The organism is Haloarcula sp. CBA1131 (assembly GCF_008728975.1).
Lineage (GTDB): Archaea > Halobacteriota > Halobacteria > Halobacteriales > Haloarculaceae > Haloarcula > Haloarcula hispanica.
Genome location: NZ_RPCY01000001.1, coordinates 1,329,041 through 1,348,539 on the forward strand (window position 1 = coordinate 1,329,041; position 19,499 = coordinate 1,348,539).

At 63.6% G+C, this 19,499-nt stretch carries 20 protein-coding genes and 1 tRNA gene; 10 read left to right on the forward strand and 11 right to left on the reverse strand.

The features are described 5' to 3' along the window. Window positions 1–99: 99 nt before the first annotated feature. Window positions 100–396, forward strand: coding sequence for a hypothetical protein (locus tag Har1131_RS06850; RefSeq protein ID WP_008312747.1), 297 nt, complete (start codon window positions 100–102; stop codon window positions 394–396). Window positions 397–443: 47 nt separating this feature from the next. Here the strand turns inward: Har1131_RS06850 and gatB are convergent, their stop codons facing one another. Next, on the reverse strand, window positions 444–1,961 hold the full coding sequence (gatB, locus tag Har1131_RS06855) for an Asp-tRNA(Asn)/Glu-tRNA(Gln) amidotransferase subunit GatB (RefSeq protein ID WP_151145599.1): 1,518 nt from the start codon (window positions 1,959–1,961) through the stop codon (window positions 444–446). A 143-nt stretch (window positions 1,962–2,104) separates the two neighbouring features. Here gatB and Har1131_RS06860 point away from each other — a divergent pair, with 143 nt between their 5' ends. The 4 genes from Har1131_RS06860 to Har1131_RS06875 all read left to right on the forward strand — a co-directional run bounded on the left by Har1131_RS06860 (window position 2,105) and on the right by Har1131_RS06875 (window position 8,159). Continuing rightward, window positions 2,105–2,401, forward strand: coding sequence for a hypothetical protein (locus Har1131_RS06860; protein WP_064287723.1), 297 nt, complete (start codon window positions 2,105–2,107; stop codon window positions 2,399–2,401). Window positions 2,402–2,422: 21 nt separating this feature from the next. Next, a complete protein-coding gene (smc, locus tag Har1131_RS06865; protein ID WP_050036854.1) occupies window positions 2,423–6,010 on the forward strand; it encodes a chromosome segregation protein SMC in 3,588 nt (1,195 codons plus the stop codon). Continuing rightward, window positions 6,003–6,968 (forward strand): ScpA family protein, encoded by a 966-nt coding sequence (locus tag Har1131_RS06870; RefSeq protein WP_014040900.1) that lies wholly within the window; start codon window positions 6,003–6,005, stop codon window positions 6,966–6,968. The genes smc and Har1131_RS06870 overlap by 8 nt, the downstream gene beginning before the upstream one ends. An 87-nt stretch (window positions 6,969–7,055) precedes the next feature. Then, on the forward strand, window positions 7,056–8,159 hold the full coding sequence (locus Har1131_RS06875) for a site-2 protease family protein (RefSeq protein ID WP_129755422.1): 1,104 nt from the start codon (window positions 7,056–7,058) through the stop codon (window positions 8,157–8,159). A 30-nt stretch (window positions 8,160–8,189) separates the two neighbouring features. On the opposite strand, the gene Har1131_RS06880 is transcribed toward Har1131_RS06875, so the two are convergent. After that, on the reverse strand, window positions 8,190–8,840 hold the full coding sequence (locus Har1131_RS06880) for a hypothetical protein (protein WP_014040898.1): 651 nt from the start codon (window positions 8,838–8,840) through the stop codon (window positions 8,190–8,192). A 48-nt stretch (window positions 8,841–8,888) separates the two neighbouring features. Further along, on the reverse strand, window positions 8,889–9,125 hold the full coding sequence (locus Har1131_RS06885) for a hypothetical protein (protein ID WP_014040897.1): 237 nt from the start codon (window positions 9,123–9,125) through the stop codon (window positions 8,889–8,891). A 94-nt stretch (window positions 9,126–9,219) separates the two neighbouring features. Between Har1131_RS06885 and Har1131_RS06890 the strand changes: the two genes are divergently transcribed. Beyond that, window positions 9,220–9,471: a hypothetical protein gene (locus Har1131_RS06890; RefSeq protein WP_014040896.1), complete on the forward strand. Its 252-nt coding sequence runs from the start codon at window positions 9,220–9,222 to the stop codon at window positions 9,469–9,471. Window positions 9,472–9,491: 20 nt separating this feature from the next. On the opposite strand, the gene Har1131_RS06895 is transcribed toward Har1131_RS06890, so the two are convergent. From Har1131_RS06895 to Har1131_RS06910, 4 genes are all read right to left on the reverse strand, one after another. Beyond that, on the reverse strand, window positions 9,492–10,190 hold the full coding sequence (locus Har1131_RS06895; RefSeq protein WP_064287718.1) for an SDR family NAD(P)-dependent oxidoreductase: 699 nt from the start codon (window positions 10,188–10,190) through the stop codon (window positions 9,492–9,494). A 105-nt stretch (window positions 10,191–10,295) separates the two neighbouring features. Further along, on the reverse strand, window positions 10,296–10,541 hold the full coding sequence (locus Har1131_RS06900; RefSeq protein WP_014040894.1) for a hypothetical protein: 246 nt from the start codon (window positions 10,539–10,541) through the stop codon (window positions 10,296–10,298). Between the two features lie 213 nt (window positions 10,542–10,754). Then, complete coding sequence (locus Har1131_RS06905; protein WP_014040893.1) at window positions 10,755–11,165, reverse strand: hypothetical protein; 411 nt, start codon at window positions 11,163–11,165, stop codon at window positions 10,755–10,757. 33 nt (window positions 11,166–11,198) lie between these two features. After that, complete coding sequence (locus tag Har1131_RS06910) at window positions 11,199–11,636, reverse strand: hypothetical protein (protein WP_008312770.1); 438 nt, start codon at window positions 11,634–11,636, stop codon at window positions 11,199–11,201. 193 nt (window positions 11,637–11,829) lie between these two features. Between Har1131_RS06910 and Har1131_RS06915 the strand changes: the two genes are divergently transcribed. After that, window positions 11,830–12,420 (forward strand): HalX domain-containing protein, encoded by a 591-nt coding sequence (locus Har1131_RS06915; RefSeq protein ID WP_014040891.1) that lies wholly within the window; start codon window positions 11,830–11,832, stop codon window positions 12,418–12,420. A 195-nt stretch (window positions 12,421–12,615) separates the two neighbouring features. Here Har1131_RS06915 and Har1131_RS06920 read toward each other — a convergent pair. Next, window positions 12,616–12,760: transfer RNA gene (locus Har1131_RS06920), tRNA-Met, on the reverse strand. A 145-nt stretch (window positions 12,761–12,905) separates the two neighbouring features. On the opposite strand from Har1131_RS06920, the gene Har1131_RS06925 reads away from it, so the two are divergent. Then, a complete protein-coding gene (locus Har1131_RS06925) occupies window positions 12,906–13,916 on the forward strand; it encodes a SlyX family protein (protein WP_151145602.1) in 1,011 nt (336 codons plus the stop codon). A 129-nt stretch (window positions 13,917–14,045) separates the two neighbouring features. Here the strand turns inward: Har1131_RS06925 and Har1131_RS06930 are convergent, their stop codons facing one another. Then, window positions 14,046–14,435 carry a DUF5830 family protein gene (locus Har1131_RS06930; protein ID WP_008312872.1) on the reverse strand — a complete coding sequence of 130 codons (390 nt, stop codon included), beginning with the start codon at window positions 14,433–14,435 and terminating at the stop codon, window positions 14,046–14,048. 51 nt (window positions 14,436–14,486) lie between these two features. Here Har1131_RS06930 and Har1131_RS06935 point away from each other — a divergent pair, with 51 nt between their 5' ends. Continuing rightward, on the forward strand, window positions 14,487–15,146 hold the full coding sequence (locus tag Har1131_RS06935) for a TVP38/TMEM64 family protein (RefSeq protein ID WP_050036849.1): 660 nt from the start codon (window positions 14,487–14,489) through the stop codon (window positions 15,144–15,146). Here Har1131_RS06935 and Har1131_RS06940 read toward each other — a convergent pair. Both Har1131_RS06940 and Har1131_RS22645 read right to left on the reverse strand, forming a co-directional pair. Further along, window positions 15,124–17,703, reverse strand: coding sequence for a PAS domain S-box protein (locus Har1131_RS06940; protein WP_151145605.1), 2,580 nt, complete (start codon window positions 17,701–17,703; stop codon window positions 15,124–15,126). The two genes, Har1131_RS06935 and Har1131_RS06940, sit on opposite strands and share 23 nt — an antisense overlap. A 46-nt stretch (window positions 17,704–17,749) precedes the next feature. Beyond that, window positions 17,750–17,872 carry an HVO_2523 family zinc finger protein gene (locus Har1131_RS22645; protein WP_004591539.1) on the reverse strand — a complete coding sequence of 41 codons (123 nt, stop codon included), beginning with the start codon at window positions 17,870–17,872 and terminating at the stop codon, window positions 17,750–17,752. Between the two features lie 105 nt (window positions 17,873–17,977). Between Har1131_RS22645 and Har1131_RS06945 the strand changes: the two genes are divergently transcribed. After that, complete coding sequence (locus Har1131_RS06945; protein WP_151145608.1) at window positions 17,978–19,498, forward strand: sulfite oxidase; 1,521 nt, start codon at window positions 17,978–17,980, stop codon at window positions 19,496–19,498. The last annotated feature ends 1 nt before the right edge of the window (window position 19,499 follow it).

A 19,499-nucleotide genomic window follows, 5' to 3' on the forward strand; every position in this document is an offset into this window, starting at 1 on the left:
TCGGCAAGGAAACGGCGGTATCGTGACATTTATCATCAATAGTATGTCTCTTGTTACAGGATGGAAACCTCTATCCCGGATGTGATATGGGACCCAGGGATGGACCGGGTGTTCGAGGCGTTGTTTACCCGCCGTCGACGAATGATTCTGTTTATGGTAAAACAGAGTAGTCCACGGCCGATTGTCGACTTTCTGCCCAGAAGTGCCGGGGCCAGAAACACCGAAACCGAACTCCGCCACGACGACCTGCCGCGGCTGGCCAGTCTGGCATACATCGACTGGGACCGAGCGGCCGATGAAGTATCTCGGGGCCAGCGATTCGACGAAATCGAACCGATGCTCGACCTGCTCGAGAACCACGCTGATGAACTGCCAGCCGACTGGCCACAGCGGTGACTGTGACAACTCACCACTGTGCCGCGCAGGCCGCGTAGGACGCTGTCTTAGCTCTCCAACTCCTCGCGAAGCAGCCCGTTCACGTCGCCGGGGTCGGCGCTCCCGCCGGTCTTTTGCATGACCTGCCCGACGAGGAAGTTGATTGCGCCGTCCTCGCCGCTGTGGTAGTCCTCGACGGCGTCGGGGTTTTCGTCGATGGCGTCCACGACAGCCTGCTGGACCTCGTCGCCGGAGGTCTTGCCAAGCCCTTCGCGGTCGACGACAGCGTCGGGGCCGTCACCCGTGTCGAGCATCTCCCGGAGCACGGTCTCGTGCGCGTTTTTCGCCGTGATATCGTCCTCGGCGACGAGTTCGACGAGCCGGGTCACTTCGTCGAAGCGGTCGTCGATATCGGTGATGGCCATGTCGCGGTAGTTCAGTTCGCCGAGTAGATTGTCGGCGACCCAGGTCGCAGCGAGGTCGGCGTCGAAGCGCTCGGCCACGTCCTCGAAGAAGTCCGCCACCTGCTTCGTGCTCGTGAGCTTCGAGGCGGCTTCCTCGCTGAGGCCGTACTCCGCGACGAACCGCTCGCGGCGGGCGTCGGGGAGTTCCGGAATCGGGACCTCGTCCTTCCAGTGGCTCACGCGAAGCGGCGGCAGGTCGGCCTCCCGGAAGTAGCGGTAGTCTTTCTCCTCTTCTTTGGAGCGCATCGACACCGTGTTGCCGTGGGTCTCGTTGAAGTGGCGGGTCTCCTGCTCGACGGCGCGGCCCGACTGGATGAGCTTCCGCTGGCGGGAAGCCTCGAAGGAGAGCGCCTGTTCCGCGCCCTTGTGACTGGAGATGTTCTTGACCTCGGTGCGGTTGGCGTCTTCGAGGACGGATTCGTCGATGTCACCGTCGTCGTCCACCTCGCTGGCGTCGACCATGGAGAGGTTCGCGTCGATGCGGAGGCTGCCGTCCCGCGTCGCGTCGAACACGCCCAGATACTCCAGTACCTCCTCCAGCTTTTCGAGGAACGACCGGACTTCGCCCGGCGCGCGGAAGTCCGGCTCCGTGACGATCTCCATCAGCGGCGTCCCGGCGCGGTTGTAGTCGATGAGCGTGTAGTCCGCGCGCTCGATGGAACAGGTCCGGGACTCAAGCGGACCCGAGCCCTCGCGGACGTGCTTGATTGACCCGGGGTCCTCTTCGAGGTGTGCCCGGCGGATGTCGACGCTGCGGCGCTCGCTCTCGACGGAGAATTCCAGCTCCCCGTCCTGGCAGATGGGCGAGTCATACTGCGTGATCTGGAAGTTCTTTGGGAGGTCGGGGTAGTAGTAGTTCTTCCGGTGGAAGGTGGTTTCCTCCGGAATATCGGCGTCGATGGCCTTGCCGACCTTCACGGCGGCCTCGACCGCCCCCTCGTTGACGACCGGGAGCGCGCCGGGAAGTCCCAGACACACCGGGCAGGTGTGGGTGTTGGGTTCGGAATCGGCCACATCGGTCGAACAGCCACAGAAGATCTTCGTCTCCGTCTCGAGCTGGACGTGGACCTCCAGCCCGATGACGGCCGCGAGTTCGCGGGCTTCGGACGCTTGCGCAGTCATTGTCCGGGATTCGGTGGCGCGTGGCTAAAGGCTAACGACCCTGTACAGTGTCGGGACGGACTCGGCCCTTCGGAGCGGACGTATCACTCGGACTGCCAATGTCTGACGTAGGTATAAGTGTCCACAATGGCTGGGTTACGGATATGTGCGGCAACCGAGTCGAGGAACTCGAAACGCGCGTCAGAGAACTGGAAGCGTCGGTCGAAGGACTGACCGACGAACTCGTCGAATGCAAGGTCCGCATCCGGGAACTCGAAGCCAGCGTCGACGAAGACAACGGATTCAGCGCTGACGAGTCCGACTCGGAGGAATCGGCCGCCACCCCGACGGAGGCCGACACACCTAACACCGAGGATACCGACGAGGTTGATAACAGGGAGGAAGCCGAGGCCGCGTCGGAGACCGAGGAGGACTCGGAGTCCGACATCATCGTCGCGTAGGGCTGTCGGCCACACCACCGCATGCATATCAAAGAGCTCGTCCTCGACAATTTCAAGAGCTTCGGACGCAAGACCCGAATCCCGTTCTACGAAGATTTCACTACTATTAGCGGCCCGAACGGCTCGGGCAAGTCCAACATCATCGACGCAATTTTGTTCGCGCTCGGACTCGCTCGCACCTCGGGTATCCGCGCCGAGAAACTCACTGACCTCATCTACAACCCCGGCCACGCCGACGAAGACGCCGAGTACGACGGCGAACGCCAGGCCAGCGTCGAGGTAATTCTGGCCAACGACGACCGGACGCTGTCACGTTCACAGGTCGTCAACGCCGCCGGCACGGAGGACGTGGGCGACGTGGACGAGATCGCCATCAAACGCCGGGTCAAGGAGACCGAGGACAACTACTACTCCTATTACTACATCAACGGTCGCTCGGTCAACCTCTCAGACATTCAGGACCTGCTCGCCCAGGCCGGCGTGACCCCGGAGGGGTACAACGTGGTCATGCAGGGCGACGTGACCGAGATCATCAACATGACCGCCGGCTCCCGTCGGGAGATCATCGACGAGATCGCCGGCGTCGCCCAGTTCGACGCGAAGAAGGCCGACGCCTTCGACGAGCTAGAGGTCGTGCAAGAGCGCATCGACGAGGCCGAGCTCCGCATCGAGGAGAAACAGGAGCGCCTCGACCAGCTCGAAGACGAGCGGGAGACGGCGCTCAAATACCAGGACCTCCGTGACGAGAAAGAGGAGTACGAAGGCTATCGCAAAGCCGCCGAACTCGAAGACAAACGCGAGGAACTGGCGGCCGTCGAGGAAACTATCGACGAGCTGGAAGCGGAACTCCAAGAACTGCAGACTGAACTCGACGAGCGCCAGGGCGCGGTCATCCGGCTGGAAGACGAGCTCCACGAACTCAATCAGGAGATCGAGCGCAAGGGCGAGGACGAACAGCTCGCCATCAAGCGCGAGATCGAGGAGATCAAAGGCGACATCTCCCGTCTGGAGGACAAGATCGAGTCCGCCGAGGAGACCGTCGAGGCCGCCGAGAACGAGCGCCGGCAGGCGTTCGTCCAGATCGACCGCAAGCAGGAGACCATCGACGACCTCGAAAGCGACATCCGCGAGACGAAGGTCGCCAAATCCAACGTCAAAGCCGACATCGCCGAGAAGGAGTCCGAACTCGCGGAGGTCCAGCAACGCATCGACGAGGTCGGCGAGGAGTTTCAGGAGGTCAAGGACGAACTGGAGGCGAAGCGCTCGCGGCTGGAGACGCTCAAAAGCGAGAAGAACGACCTCCAGCGCGAGCAGGACCGCCTGCTCGACGAGGCCCGCCGGCGCTCGAACGCCGAGGACGAGAAGCGAGCGGCTATTGAGGAAGCCGAAGCCGAGATCCCCGACCTCGAAGCCGACATCGAGGACCTGCAGACGGAACTGGAGAAAGCCAAGCAGAACAAGGCCACCATCGGCGAGGTCGTCGACGACCTCCGGGCCGAGAAGCGGGAACTCCAGTCGGACCTGGACGAACTCGAAGACGAAATCAGCGCGAAACAGCAGGAGTACGCCCAGCTAGAGGCGAAAGCCGGCGAGGACGGGGACTCCTCGTACGGGCGTGCCGTGACAGCGATCCTCAACGCCGGTCAGGACGGCGTTCACGGTACCGTCGGCCAACTGGGTGGCGTTGACCCCGAGTACGCCACGGCCTGTGAGACGGCGGCTGGCGGGCGGCTCGCACACGTCGTCGTCGACGACGACAGCGTTGGTCAGCGCTGTATCGAGTACCTCAAATCACGCAGCGCCGGCCGGGCGACGTTCCTCCCGATAACGCAGATGCAGAACCGCTCGCTGGGATCGCTGCCCAGCGCTGACGGCGTCATCGACTTCGCGTACAACCTCGTCGACTTCGACCGCGAGTACGCGGGCATCTTCTCGTACGTGCTCGGTGACACCGTCGTCGTCGACAGCATGGACACCGCTCGCGACCTGATGGGCGACTACCGGATGGTCACGCTCGACGGCGACCTCGTCGAGAAGTCCGGGGCGATGACCGGCGGCTCCTCCTCGGGCACACGCTACTCCTTTTCGGGCGGCGCGGGCAAGCTCGAACGTGTCGCCACGCGCATCAACGAACTCGAAGACGAGCGTGCGGACGTGCGTGAGGACCTCCGGGACGTGGAGGAGCGCCTCGACGACGCCCGCGACCGCGAGTCCGACGCGACCGAGCAGCTCCGCGACATCGAGACGAGCATCGAACGCAAGCAGAGCAAACTGGAAGACACCCGTGACCGCATCGATCAGCTGGAAGCCGACCTCGAAGACATCGCCGCGGAACGCGAAGACGTGGCCGACCAGATGGACGAACTGGAGGCCGACATCGAGGAAAAGACCGAGGAGATCGACGCGCTCCAGCGCGATATCGACGAGCTAGAAGCCGAGGTTGAGGACTCGGAACTGCCGGACCTGACGGACCAGCGTGAGTCCATCAAGGACGACATCGACGGGCTCGAAGACCGCCAGGGCGAACTCGACGCCGAACTCAACGAGTACGAACTCGAAAAGCAGTACGCCGAGGACGCCATCGAGGACCTCCACGACGACATCGAGGCGGCCCAGAACCGCAAGGCCGAACACGAGGAGCGTATCGACGACCTCGAAGCGAAAGTCACCGAGAAACAGGAGCTGAAAGCCGAGAAAGAGCAGGCCGTCGCCGACCTCGAAGAGGAACTGGCCGAACTCAAGTCCGAGCGCGAAGACCTGAAAGCCGACCTGCAGGAAGCCAAGGAAGCCCGCGACGAGCAACAGGCCGCGGTCTCCGAAATCGAGCGCGACCTCGAATCTGAGCAGGAAACTCAGGAGCGTCTGGAGTGGGAAATCGATGAACTCGAAGCGCAGGTCGGCGACTACGACCCGGAGGACGTGCCCGACCACGACACGGTCGAGCGGGAGATCGACCGGCTGGAGACGGAGATGGAGAAACTGGAACCGGTCAACATGCGGGCTATCGAGGAGTACGACCGCGTCAACGACGACCTGCAGGAACTCGAAGACAAAAAGGCGACGCTGGTCGAGGAGGCCGACGGCATCCGCGAGCGCATCGACACCTACGAGGCCCGCAAGAAGGAGACGTTCATGGAGTCGTTCACGGAGATCAACGACCAGTTCCAGAACATCTTCGAGCGGCTCTCGAACGGCACCGGGCACCTTCACCTCGAAGACGAGGACGACCCCTTCGAGGGCGGGCTGACGATGAAGGCCCAGCCGGGCGACAAGCCGATTCAGCGGCTGAACGCGATGTCCGGCGGCGAGAAGTCGCTGACGGCGCTGGCGTTCATCTTCGCCATCCAGCGGCACAACCCCGCGCCGTTCTACGCGCTCGACGAAGTGGACGCCTTCCTCGACGCGGCCAACGCCGACCTCGTCGGCGAACTGGTCGACGAACTCGCCGGCGACGCCCAGTTCGTCGTCGTCTCGCACCGCTCGGCCATGCTGGAGCGGTCCGAGCGCGCCATCGGCGTGATGATGCAGGGCGACAACGTGAGTGCGGTTACTGGGATTGATCTCAGCGGTGAGGGTGACGGTGACGAGGAGGTGCCGGCTGATGACTGATGAAGGGGTTGAAAGTCAAGCGGATGACATTCCACTCAACATTACCGGCCACGAGGACCGCGACCCGCCCGGTGAGTCGGGCGATGCGGCGGCGCTGCTGGGCGAATCCCCCGATTCAGATGATCCCTCTCCCGAGCAGGACGGCCCCGAAAGCGACTCGGACGACGACAGCGACGACGAGGACGTCGAACCGGTCGAGGTTCTGGTCCAGCTCGCCGACGACGGCGAAATCGACCCCTGGGACATCGACGTGGTGCGGGTCACCGACAAGTTCCTCCAGCGCATCGACGACGCGGACTTGCGCACGTCGGGCCGGGCGCTGTTCTACGCGAGCGTTCTGATCCGGATGAAAAGCGACGCGATGCTGGGCGAGGGCGACGACGAGGAGGACCCCGTCGAGCCGTGGGAGCAGGCGATGCACGAGGACGCACCCATCGAGGACCCGGATCCCTTCGCCGCGCTGGAATCGGAGATGGACCGCCGGCTCGAACGCCGGCGTGCCCGTGGGATGCCACAGACGCTCGACGAACTCGTTCGGGACCTCCGGGACGCCGAGCGGGAGTCGTGGTGGAAGGAGTCCCGGGAATACGACACCAGCGACTCCCCGAGCGGGTACGACCGCGGGACGCAGGAACTGGATTACCGCGGGGCCGACGACATGCGACTGGACGAGGAGCCGTCAGCGGCGGATGTGACCGGGACGGCTCACGCCGAGAACATCGACGACATCATCGCCGATGTCCACGACGCCGTCCGCGAGCAGTACGACCAGGGCCGCGAGGAGGTGCTGTACCGCGAGGTCGACACCGCCGGCGGGACCCGCGTCGAGACGTTCCTCGGACTGCTCTTTCTTGCCCATCGCGGCCAGGTCCGCCTCCAGCAGGACGACCTTTTCGGCGACCTCTGGATTCAGGACCCCAGCGCCGCGACCGGGTCGGACGAGGCCGTCGCGGACTAACGCCCTCCGAGTCCTCTATGGACGGTGTGCCCCTCTTCTAGTGCCGCGGCAAACAGGTTCAAACGGGTCGAACCCCAAACGCGAGTAATGGCGACCCAGTCCTCGCCGCCGGAGTTACCGGACCCGGAAGCGCTCGCAGACACGTTCTACGTCTACGAGGTCGATAGGACCGCCGACGACGGCGTCCGGTATTACGGCGAGCCGATGACCGAGTCAGAACAGGTCATCCACCGCATCGCACCGGCGTTCCGTCAGCGCGGGTATCGCGTCGCGCTCAAGCGGGAGATGGGCGAGTGGGTCCTGATCGCGCGGGAGCGGTCCCTCGGCGTCGACGGCATCCCGTGGTTGAACGTCGGGCTCGCCGTCCTGACGCTGTTGTCGACACTGTACGCCGGGTCCCGCTGGTACGGGCTGTCTGTTCTCGACGACCCGACAGCCATGCTCGAGGCGTGGCCCTTCGCCGCCGCTGCACTGGGAATCCTTGCGATTCACGAGTTCGGCCACTACGTCATGAGCCGCTACCACGAGGTTGAGGCGAGCCTGCCGTACTTCCTGCCGTTTCCGAACGTGCTCGGGACGCTGGGCGCGGTCATCAGCATGAACGACCACATCCCCGACCGGAAGGCGCTGTTCGACATCGGCGTCGCCGGTCCGCTGGCGGGCCTCGCCGCGACTGTCGTCGTGACCGCCATCGGCGTGACGCTCCCGCCGGTGGAGGTAACCCGTGGGATCGTCACGAACATCGAACTCGGCTACCCGCTGCTGTTGCAGGGCATCGCGGCGGTGATGGGTGAACAACTGGAGTACGCGAACCCGCAACTCCTCCCGAACCCGGTCGTCATCGGCGGCTGGGTGGGGGCGTTCGTGACCTTCCTGAACCTCCTGCCTGTCGGCCAACTCGACGGCGCGCACGTCGCCCGGGCGCTGTTCGGCGACCGACTGTCGCTGGTCCAGCTAGCCGTCCCCGTCGCCCTGTTCGGGCTCGCGGGCTACCTCGTCGCCTTTGAGGGGGGCCGAGCGGCCGGACTGTGGGCATTCTGGGGGCTGCTAGCGCTGGTGTTCGGTCGGCTCGGGTCGGCGACGCCGCTGGACGAGACGCCGCTGGGGCCGGGCCGCTGGGCTATCGGCCTGGTCACGTTCGTTCTGGGCATGCTCTGTTTCGTTCCAGTACCGCTCGTCATCACGATGTAGTGGCTTCCGGTGGACCGCACTCCCGACCCCTCACAGCCCGTACGGGTCGTACTCGGGCCTGTTGTCGGCGTCGGCAGAGAGATTATATCGGTCCCGGAACTCAGCGAGTAGGTCGTCAGCGGCGGCGGTGAACAACACGGCGACGCCGTAGGGGCGGGCGTACGAGTCGGCGTCGGGCGGGTCGGGGTCGATGAAGATAGCGTCTGTCGGCGGTTCGCCGATACCGGGGAGTTCGGTCAGCAGTGATTCCATCGGCACGAGGCCGGTGAGCACGCTCGGGACGAACGTGCCGCCGGGCAACGGCGCGCGCGACTGCACGAAACACTCCGCGACCGGCTCGCCGTCTTCTTCGAGCACGGCGCTTGCCGGGCGTTCGAGCCCCGGTTCCCAGAGGTCGGCCGCCACTTCTGGGACTTCAGCATCCACAGCAAAGTCCATCGCGACGCGGTCGAGCCGCTCGAAGGAAAGTAGCGACCAGGCCTCGTCCGAATCGTCGGGATCGCCGCCGAGCGTCGCCTCGACGAGGGCTCCCGTTCGGAGGCCGTCGACTGCCGGTTGGCGTTCGCCGTAGCCGGACTGGTACACGGTGTAGAGCCGCGTCGCGTCGGTGTCGAATAGATTGATGTGCGGGACCGCTTCGACGACGCGGTAGACCCTGAATACGCCCGTACGCTCGTCCATATCTTCCCGACGGGTTCCACCGTCAAGACTCCGCGGACTCACCGCTGCTCAGGCACCCGCCACGAGCTTGAGCCACTCGGTCAGGCAGTCGTCGCTACAGTGGTGGTGGCGCTGTCGTCCGCCGGCCGTATCCAGAACTCCGACGACGAGGTGCCAGTCGTCGGCGTAGACGTGGCCGCCACAGACCACGCAATCGCGCACCGTCTCGTCGTCCGTCCGTTTTCCGACGGATACCGTCTCGACGTAGTAGGTCCCCCCGAGGGCGTACGGCGTTTCCAGCTCCATCGAAACCGTCTGAGTCCCACACACCCGTAAATAGCAGGGGTGAACCGACCGGTTCGACGCAACACGGAGGTAGCCTCGGTTCCAAGCCACAGGTATGAGTCAATCTACAGACCTTCCAGACCCGGACCCGGAACAGCTCCGCCTGGCCGTTGAACGGTTGCTCGACGAGACGGTCGACCGCGACGAGGCGCTCCACGTCACGGCCGACGATATTTCGGTCTCTATTCCGATGCGGTTCGGTTCGGACTCCCCGCAAGCGACGTGGCGGTTCGACGGCGACGTGACGATCTCAGTCGACGGTATTCGGGGGCCGCTCAGAGAGTGGGTCGACCTCCTCGAAGAATAGCCGGAACGGAGGTGAGACGCTCAGAACGCCTCGACGTGGGGGCGGAGGTCGAGTTCCAGCGTCCACGCCGAGCGGTCCTGTTCGACGAGGTGCCAGTACGACTGTGCGATTTCGTCCGGGTCAAGATACGACTGAGTGTCGCGGTCAGCTGCGTCGGCGGCGTTCGTCGGGAGAATCTGGCCATCGATGACGACGTGGGCGACGTGGATGCCTTCGGGCCCGAGTTCTCGGGCCATCGATTCGGCCAGCCCGCGGACGGCGAACTTGGCGGCGCTGAACCCAACTGCGCCGTCGCGGCCCCGGACGGCGGATGTCGCACCGGTGAAGATTATCGTCCCTCCGTCACCCGTCAGCATGTCGTCGACGGCCTCCTGGGAACAGGCCAGCCCGCCCGCCGGACCGACGGCGAGCGCGCGCTGGAACTCGTCGTGTGAAATCTCCTGCGTTCCCTTCCACGCCCCGCCGCTGGCGTGGTTCACGAGCACGTCGACGGGGCCGAACTCGTCCCGGACCTGCTCGAAGCCTGCTGCGACCTGGTCCGGGATGGTAATATCAGTCTGTACTGCGAGCGCGTTGTCACCGAGGTCTGCCGACAGTGACTCCAGATACGACGCCGACCGGGCGAACAGGCCGACCTGACAGCCTTCATCGACGAACGTTTTGGCCAGTGACTCCCCGAGGCCCGGACCGACACCTGCGATAACTGCTGTCCGTGACATATGCATACGAACGACTACTAGGTGGATGAAAGTATGGTCACAGCGGCAATGCGGAGTGGAGGGCCGCAATATCCACGGTGGTGACCGGCACCGAAGGGTTCCGTGTCAGTCGTCTCCTCCGTGTGCGTGGCCGATACGCAGCGCCACGGCGTTGAAGACGACGAGCGCGACGAACGCGATCCGCGTCGCCCCGGAGTTCAGGCCGGTAATCAGTAGCGGGAGATATAAAAACGGGAGTGCAATCGCCGTCCAGAACGCGATACCTCGAACGGCGGAGACGAGCGACTCGTCGAACTCCGGGACGGACTCATCAAACTGGGCGAGTAATTCGTATGCGGACGAACTTGACATATGGGGGACCTACCCACGGCTTCTACTGGAGATAGCTTATAACCTCTAGAGGTTTCCGCCCGTTTCGCTTCGTTTCACGCACAGCGGCCCCTAGCCGTTCATTTTATTACCGGCTGAAAGACGCTTAGACGTTTTATCGGCGGTGTAACTGTGGTATAACCTACTGTAACACTCCCAGTCCCGGTGACGCCTCCGGTGGACGTGTACGACCGATTACGGTCCGAGTAGTGACACAGTTACGTCGTGCGCTGTGTCGCTTAGTGTCGTGCTATCGACGACGTGGTCCGGAAGCGACTCCCGCCACTCGGCGAGTCGCTGCTCGTGGTAGGTCCGATGGCGCTCCACCGAGTACGTCTCATCGTCCGCGGCCCGGAGTTCGTCGGCGGTGTCATCGGGCGTCGGATACGACGGTGCATCCGTAGTCAGCAGTGAGTCGGGCTCGATGTGAACCGTGTCATCGTCGTCGTCGGCCTGAACGACGTGGAGACGCGCCCGCATCCGGCCGCTGAACGGTGGTGTGACGCGCAACACGGTCTCTGATTCGTCTGCAGTCGCTTCAATAGCTGCGACGAGGTCGGTGGCGCTTATCGCGATTGATTTGATGTCTGTCGGGTCAGTTTCCATGGCTGAGTCTGTGTGTCCCATTGGTTCAGGCAGTTACATCCGGTTGCTATAGTCCCAGGTGTGGAGACGGTCGGGCGTGATCGTGATCTGGATCTCGCGGCGGTCGGGTGCGAGCAGTCGTTCGGCCAGTGGTGAGTCGGTCCCGCCGAGATAGCGGTGCAGCAGGTCGGTGAGCACCGTCTTGTCCTCGTCTGTTGTCATCGTCGCTGTACCATTACCTCTGACGCCGCGGTACGGCGGCTCGTTCGTCGAGACTTCGAATGACACGTCGTCGTCATAGTCGAGGTAGTCGACAACCGCTGCGTCTGCCCCGGTCGCACACTCGAAGACACCGTCAACGAATCGGTACCAGAGCGAGAGCATCCAGGGCCTGTCTGCTGGAGTTCGGCACCCGAGACGGAGTGGAACCGTTTCGGCGCTGAGAAACTGTTCCATCTCCCCGCTCGTCCACGGTCCGGAGACGGTCACCATACACACAGGGTACGGTCGCCGCTATGTTAACATCTCTGGCATGAGTCACTGCCCTGTGACAGCACGCCTCCATGAAAAAGTCAACAGACCAACTGCAGTGTTCTCAGAATCGATAATATGCTGGGTACCTTTATCTTGCTGTTCGGGAAAGTCACCGTGAGAGCAGTACGTGAGTCGACAGGAGGGACAACAAGTGCAAAAGCGTGTTGAGACGGAGGAGGCAACGGTTCTCGTCGTCGACGATGAACAAGATATCGCGGATCTGTATTCGACGTGGCTGCTGACCGCACACGACGTTCGGACCGCACACAGCGGTACGGAAGCGCTCCAGTTAGTCGACGCGTCCGTCGACGTCGTCTTTCTGGACCGGCAGATGCCCGATATGAGCGGTGACGAAGTCCTCGATACCATCGCAGAACGGGGTGTCGACCCGGCGGTAGTGATGGTAACGGCCGTCGACCCGGACTTCGACATCGTCGAGATGCCCTTCGACGAGTACCTGACTAAGCCGGTCAGCCGCGAGGACCTCCTCGACACCGTCTCGGAGATGCTCGTCCGGACCACGTACGACGATCAGGTGCAGGAGTACTTCGCCGTGGCCTCGAAGAAGGCGACGCTTGAAACGCAGAAGAACACCGCGCAACTGGAAGCCAGCGACGAGTACCGGACTGTCAGCGAGCGACTCGAAGAACTCCGCGAGACAGCCGATTCCACGGCCGCAGAGATCGACGACTTCGAGGCCGTGTTTCAGGAGTTCCCCGGCGGCGGCCTCTCGTCTGGCTGACCGCTGGCGGTTCTTTTCCCACGAAATTACCATCTAAGTCTCCAAACAGTCGTGACAAGCACGACAGCGTTCGGGAGCGACTCGGCGAGGATACCGTCTGCTCGCTCGGAACAGCCCTGCTCGGGCTAGTCGCGTACCGTTTGTTCGACACGGGTCAGCGATGCTGCTGGCTGCTGGCCGATGTGATCTGGAAAATGCCCGGGGAGGGCTCCGAACCCTCGATCTCCGCATGGCCCAGGTCTGGGGCGTGACGAGCGCCCCGGGGTCATGACGGGTGCACTGCCGCATGAGTCGAAAGACCCTATGAGTGCGGCGCTATGTCCAGCTAAGCCACCCGGGCGCGGGTGCATTCAGCCGTTGGCCGTTAGCCGTCTTGAAGGTTCTCATCTCTGCCGGGACTGTGGCACAGTCCCACGCTTTGTCCGCCTGATCGGCGCTGATAATCGACCCGCGGATTTAAGCCACCACGCAGGTATGCAGGCAGTATGGAGATACCAGACCTCGTCCAGCAGGAACTCGGGGACGAGGAGATCCGGGGCGGTGTCAACCTCGGCGACGAAGACGCGGCCTGTTTCACACCGACCCGGACGCTCGTCTACCGCGGTGAGGGCCTTCTCAGCGACGAGAAGGTCGCCAGCTATCCGCACGACTTCGAACGGCTCACGGTTTCGGAAGGCCGCCGCAAGACCAAGTTCTCGCTCATCTACACCAGTGAGAAGCTCGAACTATCCGTTCCCGGCAGCCGCGGCGATGCCGTCCTCGAACGGCTGCTCGAAGGGAAGCTCACTGTCTCGGGCGGTATCGCCCCAGACGAGAGTCTCGCCGGCGTGTTCCGGTTCAGCGAACTGACGCTGGTCGTCACCGACCGCCAGCTACTCAAGCACATCGGCAACGTCACCTGGGACGCCGACTACGAGGCGTTCTCCTTCGACGACGTGACCGGTCTGGAGTTCGAGGAGGGCAGCGTCGCCACGGCTGTCGTGCTCTCGTTCAACGAGCGGCCAGAGCGCATCAAGGCCCCGTCCGAGCAGGCACCGATGGTCCGGAAAACACTCGAAGAGGCTCTCTTCGCGTACCACGAAGTTGATTCGCTTGCCGACCTCAACGCCAAGGTCGGGGCCGACCCCGAGAAGAATGCTGACGAATCCGGCAACGGTCTCGGCCTCGAATCCGGTATCGACCCGCTCGTGAGCAACGACGAGGAGGGCGGTGACGGCTCCGAAGCTGAATCTGCGAGCGCCGGGACACAGGCCACGACTGCAGCGACCACCGAGCAGGGAACCACCGCCGAAGCCACGACGGATACCCAATCCAGTGACGTAACCAGCGTAGACACCGACTCGGTCGAGCCGGACACCTCGGCAAACCCTGATATCGCTGAACTCGAAGCACAGGTCGCCGAACTGACCGCCGCTGTCGAGGCCCAGAACGAACAGCTCCAGAAGCAGGAGCGCACCATCAAACAGCTCATCAAGGAACTCCGCCAGGGCCGCTGAACGGTCTGTTTTTGACTGCCTGTCCTTCACAACGAGGGGCGCTCACTCCGTCCACGACTTCGCTACTCGCGGCTCACTTCGTTCGCCGCTCGTAATTCCGAGGGCCGCTCGCTTCGCTCGCGCCCCTCGCTACTCCCGCCCTAACACTTTCCGAATACACGTCGACCCGAACGGTCCCAGTTCGCCGCCGTCGAACTGGACGAAGTGGCCCGTACTGATAGCTGCGCCACAGCGCTGACACGAGAACTCCCCCTCGCGGACGACCACGTCGCTGTCGAAGTTCACGTACGACCCCTGTGACCGCGGGCGGACGACGCCGTTCTCGCGCTCGATGAGGCCACGCATCACTGCAGTATCGAGTATCTCGCGCTGGACCTGTGGGTTGGTCGTCACTGTCTCGATACGGTCGAGCGCGTCGGCGACGGACAGCTCCCCGTGTTCCAGATGGGCGAGCAGTTCGACGCCGAGTTCGACCGGATCACGCCTCTCGGACACAATCGCCGATTCAACCCCGAACAACCTAAAAGATACCACAAAGCGTTTGTCGATTGCTACCGCTCAATTGGGTAGATGGACCGCCTCGCGAAGCGACAACTGGTCGGGACCGCCGGGCTGGTGGTAGTCGTCGCCGTCGCGACAACGCTGCTCACCCCCGAGCGGGTGGTAGCCCAGACGACGCATCTCGCCGACCACCCTGTCTACCTCGCGGGCGTCATCGTCGGGCTGTACCTAGTTCGCCCGTTCTTCGCGTGGCCGACGATGCCGCTGTCCGCGTTCGTCGGGTTCGTCCTCGGCGTCAAATACGGCTTCCCGGTCGCACTGATGGGCGCACTCGTCACCTGCCTCATCCCCTACCGGTTCGCGCTCCGGGCCGGCGAACAGGGCGGGATGTTCGGCTGGCTGGGGGACTCAGGCCGCCGGATTATCGAGGTGACCGGCGAGACGCGGGGGGTGCTCGCGGCACGGCTCTCACCGGTGCCTGCGGACCCCGTCTCTTATGGAGCCGGGTTCGCCCGCGTCTCGCCGCGCTCCTTTGCGGTCGGGACGTTCCTCGGCGAGATTCCGTGGGTCGCGGTCGAGGTCACCGCGGGCGCGTCGCTGCGGTCGCTGACGCTCACGGGGCTCAGTGTCGACGCGCTCCCGCACGTCCTGTTGTTCACCGCGGCACTGGCTGTGCTGGTACTCGCCGGCCCGGCTTACCGCCATGTCAGCGCTCCGAACTCGTCGTGAACTCGAACCGCGCGCCGCCGTCCTCGCTTTCGGTCACCGACACAGACCAGCCGTGGGCCTGTGCGACCTCAACGACGATTGCCAGCCCGAACCCGGTCCCGGTGTCGCTCGTGGTGTAGCCGCGCTCGAACACGTCATCTCGCTCTTCCGGTGGGATTCCCACGCCGTCGTCGGCGACGTAAAATCCGTCGTCCGTTGTTCCGACGGAGACAGTGACCGGGGCTGCGCCGTCTGCACAACGTCCGTGTTCCACACTGTCGTCGGACTCCGTCCGACTGCTCGTGGAGCCGTGTTCTACGCTGTTCCGGAACAGGTTCTCGAACACCGTGCGAAGCCGTGCCGCGTCGGCTTCGACCGCCGCTGTCCCGTGTTTTTCGAGCGTGGCTTCGCCGGTTTCGACATCGATCCAGGCCTGGCTCGCGAGGGCAGCGAGGTCGACCATCGTCGTCTCGCCGACCGTATCGCCCTGTCTGGCGAGCGTCAACAGGTCGTTTATGAGTTCGTCCATCCGGTCGGCCGCGGACTCTGCCGCTTCGAGGTGCGAGACGTCGCCCGACGTCCGAGCGACCGATATTCGCCCTTTGACCACGTTCAGCGGGTTTCGCAGGTCGTGGCTGACGACAGACGCGAACTCCGCAAGCTGTCGCTCCCTGTCTTTCCGGTCGCTGATATCGCGGATGACGCCCGCTGTGCCGTTGAACTCCCCGTCCGCGGCTGGAAGCAACGCGATATGGATCTCGATAGGCGTGTGATTCCCGGTCTGGTCGACAATATCCGTTTCGAAGGTCACGTTCTGTCGGGTCGGGTCAGACAGGATGGTCCGGATGAGCTCGCTTCCGCGGTTGATGTCCTCGCCGGTCATGATCGTCGAGATGTGCTCGCCGATCAGCTCGTCCGGTTCGAACCCCGTCAGTTGCTCTATCGCCTCGTTCACGTAGGTGAACACACCCTCGTCGTCGAGGGTGTACACCGGGTCGCCGACGGCCTCGATGATCGTCTCGTAGCGTTCGAGTTCCCGTTCGCGTTGCTTGCGCTCCGTCGTCTCGCGCATCACGCCGACCGAGCCGTCGAAGTTCCCGTCCTCGTCGAACAGCGGTGCGATCCTGTCCTCGTTGATCCGGACTGTCCCGTCAGCGGATATCGTCCGCATCTCGTAGGCCCCCCACGTCCGCTCGTCGTCGTCGAGCAGGTTACAGATGAGTGCTGTCGCTCTTTCGACATCCGTCTCGGGCATGAAACGGACTGGTTCCGAGCCGACGATTTCCGAGCGGTCGTACCCCAGATGGGCGGCCATCGCCTCGTTTACCATCTCTACTGTCCCGTCAGTATCGAGGACGTACATCGGGTCCCCGACGTTTTCGACCAGCGTCCGGTACTCCCTGAGCTCCCGTTCCCGGCGTTTCCGTTCCGTAATATCCCGGCCGATACCGGCAATCCCGAACAGGTCGCCGCGCTCGTCTTCGATGAGCGAGCCCTTGAATTCGTACTGGAGCGCCCTGCCGTCAGCCGTCTCGACACCTGCTTCAACGGTTCCGTATCCGGTCTCCAGCGTCTCCTCGAACACTCGCCATAATTTCTCGTGGTCGGAATCCACGATGAGTTCCCCAATGCCCATCGACGCTAGCTTCTCGTTTGTGTAGCCGGTCACCGACGAGACGGTGTCGTTCCATCGGACCAGACTGCCATCGGGACCGACAACGTAGAACATATCGTCGACGGAGTCGATGAGCTTCTCGGTAAATGCCCGCTGATTCGCGAGTTCGCGCTCGCGCTCCTCGCGCGCGGTTACGTCAGTGATGAACCCTTCGAGGATTTCGACCCCGTCGTCGTCAGTGCCGACGACGCGCCCGCGCTCCCACATCCAGCGGGTCTCACCGTCGGCCGTCTCGATCTGGTAGGAGACTTCGAACGGTTCGTCGGCGGCGATACAAGTCTGGACCGTCTCCCAGAGACGCTCCGTCTCGGATTCTTTGATCAGCGTCCCCCAGGAGACGTCGCCGCTCTCAAGCGCCTCCGAACTGTAGCCGACTAACTCCGTCGCACCGTCGCTGACGAACTCCATCGGCCAATCGGGCACGTTCCGTGCGCGATACACCATCCCCGGCAGGTTCGAGATGAGCGTCGACAGCATCCGCTCGGACTCTTCGAGCGCGACCTTGGCCCGCCGTTCCCCGACAGCCCGCTCGATACGGTTGGCAAGGACGGTGTACTGGTCCGTCCCGACTCCTTTCTGGAGGTATTCGGTGACGCCAGCGGAGATGGCATCACTCGCGATTTCCTCGTTTCCTTTGCCAGTAAAGAGAATAAAGGGTAGCTCCTCGTACTCCTCGCGGACGACCTTCAGGAATTCGAGTCCGTCCATGCCCGGCATGTCGTGATCGCTGACGACACAGTCGAACGTACGCTCGGACAACCGCTGTAACCCATCTGCCGCGCTTCGCACGGTACAGACGGAGATATCATTGTGAGTTTGCTCCAGATGGACCGCAACGAGATCGCCAAGGTCGGGGTCGTCGTCGACGTGCAGCACCGATATCTCTTCCCCGTGGCCACTCATATCACTTCTTTCGTTGTTCCAAGATATTAAACCCGCGAGCGTATCGTCAGTAGAACGTGTCAGCGCAGTCATATACGACGCCGTGCTCCGGACAGACGTACTTGCAGTGTCGGTGGTACATTGCCCGTTCACAGAGTGGGCAGGGCCGACCCCCGGGCTGCTCGTCCATGATTTCGTAGAACAGCTCCGCTCGCTTGTGTCTTCCGGAGTTTCGGAACGGAATCCGGACGAAATTGGAACAATCCCTTTTGCGAGGTAGACCCTCGATTGAGTCATGACTGACGACCTCCTTGACTCGCCCGGCGGTCGGCTGCTGGTCAGCGTCGCCGCAGCTATCGCGGGTCTGGCCGGGTCCTACGCGGTGACCGGCTACGCACCCGCGTTCATCGCCTCGCCCATCGAGCGGGCGCTGGCCCGGTCGATGCCCGGTATCGTCGTCTCGACCGCTATCTCGACGCTCGGCAGCCTCGGCCAACAGCTCAATCTCCTGCTCGCGATTGGCCTCGCGGGGCTGTTCATCGCGCTGGCGGCCAGAGCGGCCATCCTCACCGGCCAGTTGGCGAACAATCGCGCCCTCCCGGTCGTCGGAACGGCCGTCGTAACTTGGGCCGTGAGTGTCGTTCTCACCGGTGAGGTCATCCTCGCGGCCGGTCCGGCGGTTCCCGCCGCCGCCGTCGTCGGACTTGCACAGACACTCGACAGATTCGGTGGTCCGATGTCACCGATCTCCTCGAAACGGCGGCGGGCGCTCTCGACGGTCGGCGCGGCCGTCGGCGCGGCGACGGTCGGCTACGCAACTGGCAACCAGCGGTCGGTCGTCGCGACGGGTGACGATGCGCCCGTGCTGAATGCGCCGGGAGCGGACCTCGACGATGTCGACGAAAAGCTCGCCGTCGCGGCAGACTATTCCCTTGGCCTCGGCGATATCGACCCGCTGGTCAGCGAAAACTTCTACGAGGTCGACATCAACTCCATCGACCCGGAGCTCTCGGCCGCGGACTGGTCGCTCTCTATCACCGGTGCTGTCGAAGAGGAGGTCACGCTCGACTATGAGGATATCATAGAGATGGATGCCGAAAACCGGTTCGTTACGCTCCGCTGTGTCGGTGAAAGTCTCAACGGCTACAAGACAGACACCGCGCTGTGGACCGGCGTTCCCGTCGACAGCCTCCTCAAAGAAGCCGGCGTTCAGAGCGGCTGTGAATGCGTCATGCTCCGGGCTGAGGACGACTACTACGAGGAGTTCCCCATCGACGCGCTCCGGGGCGGGATGCTCGCCTACGGCATGAACGGAAAGGTCCTCCCGCGGGGCCACGGCTACCCCGTCCGAGCACTGGTCCCCGGCCACTGGGGCGAGGTCAACGTCAAGTGGCTCTCAGAGATCGAAATTCTCGACGAGGAGGCCGACGGCTACTGGGAGAAACGCGGTTGGCAGGGGACCGGCCCCGTCAATCCGGTTGCCAAACTCCACCACGAGTCGACGCTTTCGGACGGCCGCCGCCGCATCGGTGGCCACGCCTACGCCGGCCTGCACGGCGTCCAGCGCGTCGAAGTCTCCACCGACGGCGGCGAGACGTGGGCTGACGCGACGCTCTCGGACCAACTGCCGGCGGCCGACGGCAACGGCCCCGCAGAGGACGCGTGGCGACAGTGGGAGTACACCTACGACCTGCCCTCGGGCGGCCACACCGTCGTCGTCCGGATGGTCGACCAGCGCGGCGAGGTGCAGCCCGAAGAAGAAACGGACTCCTATCCCAGCGGTCCCTCGGGCTGGGTGTCGAAGCAGTATTCGTAGT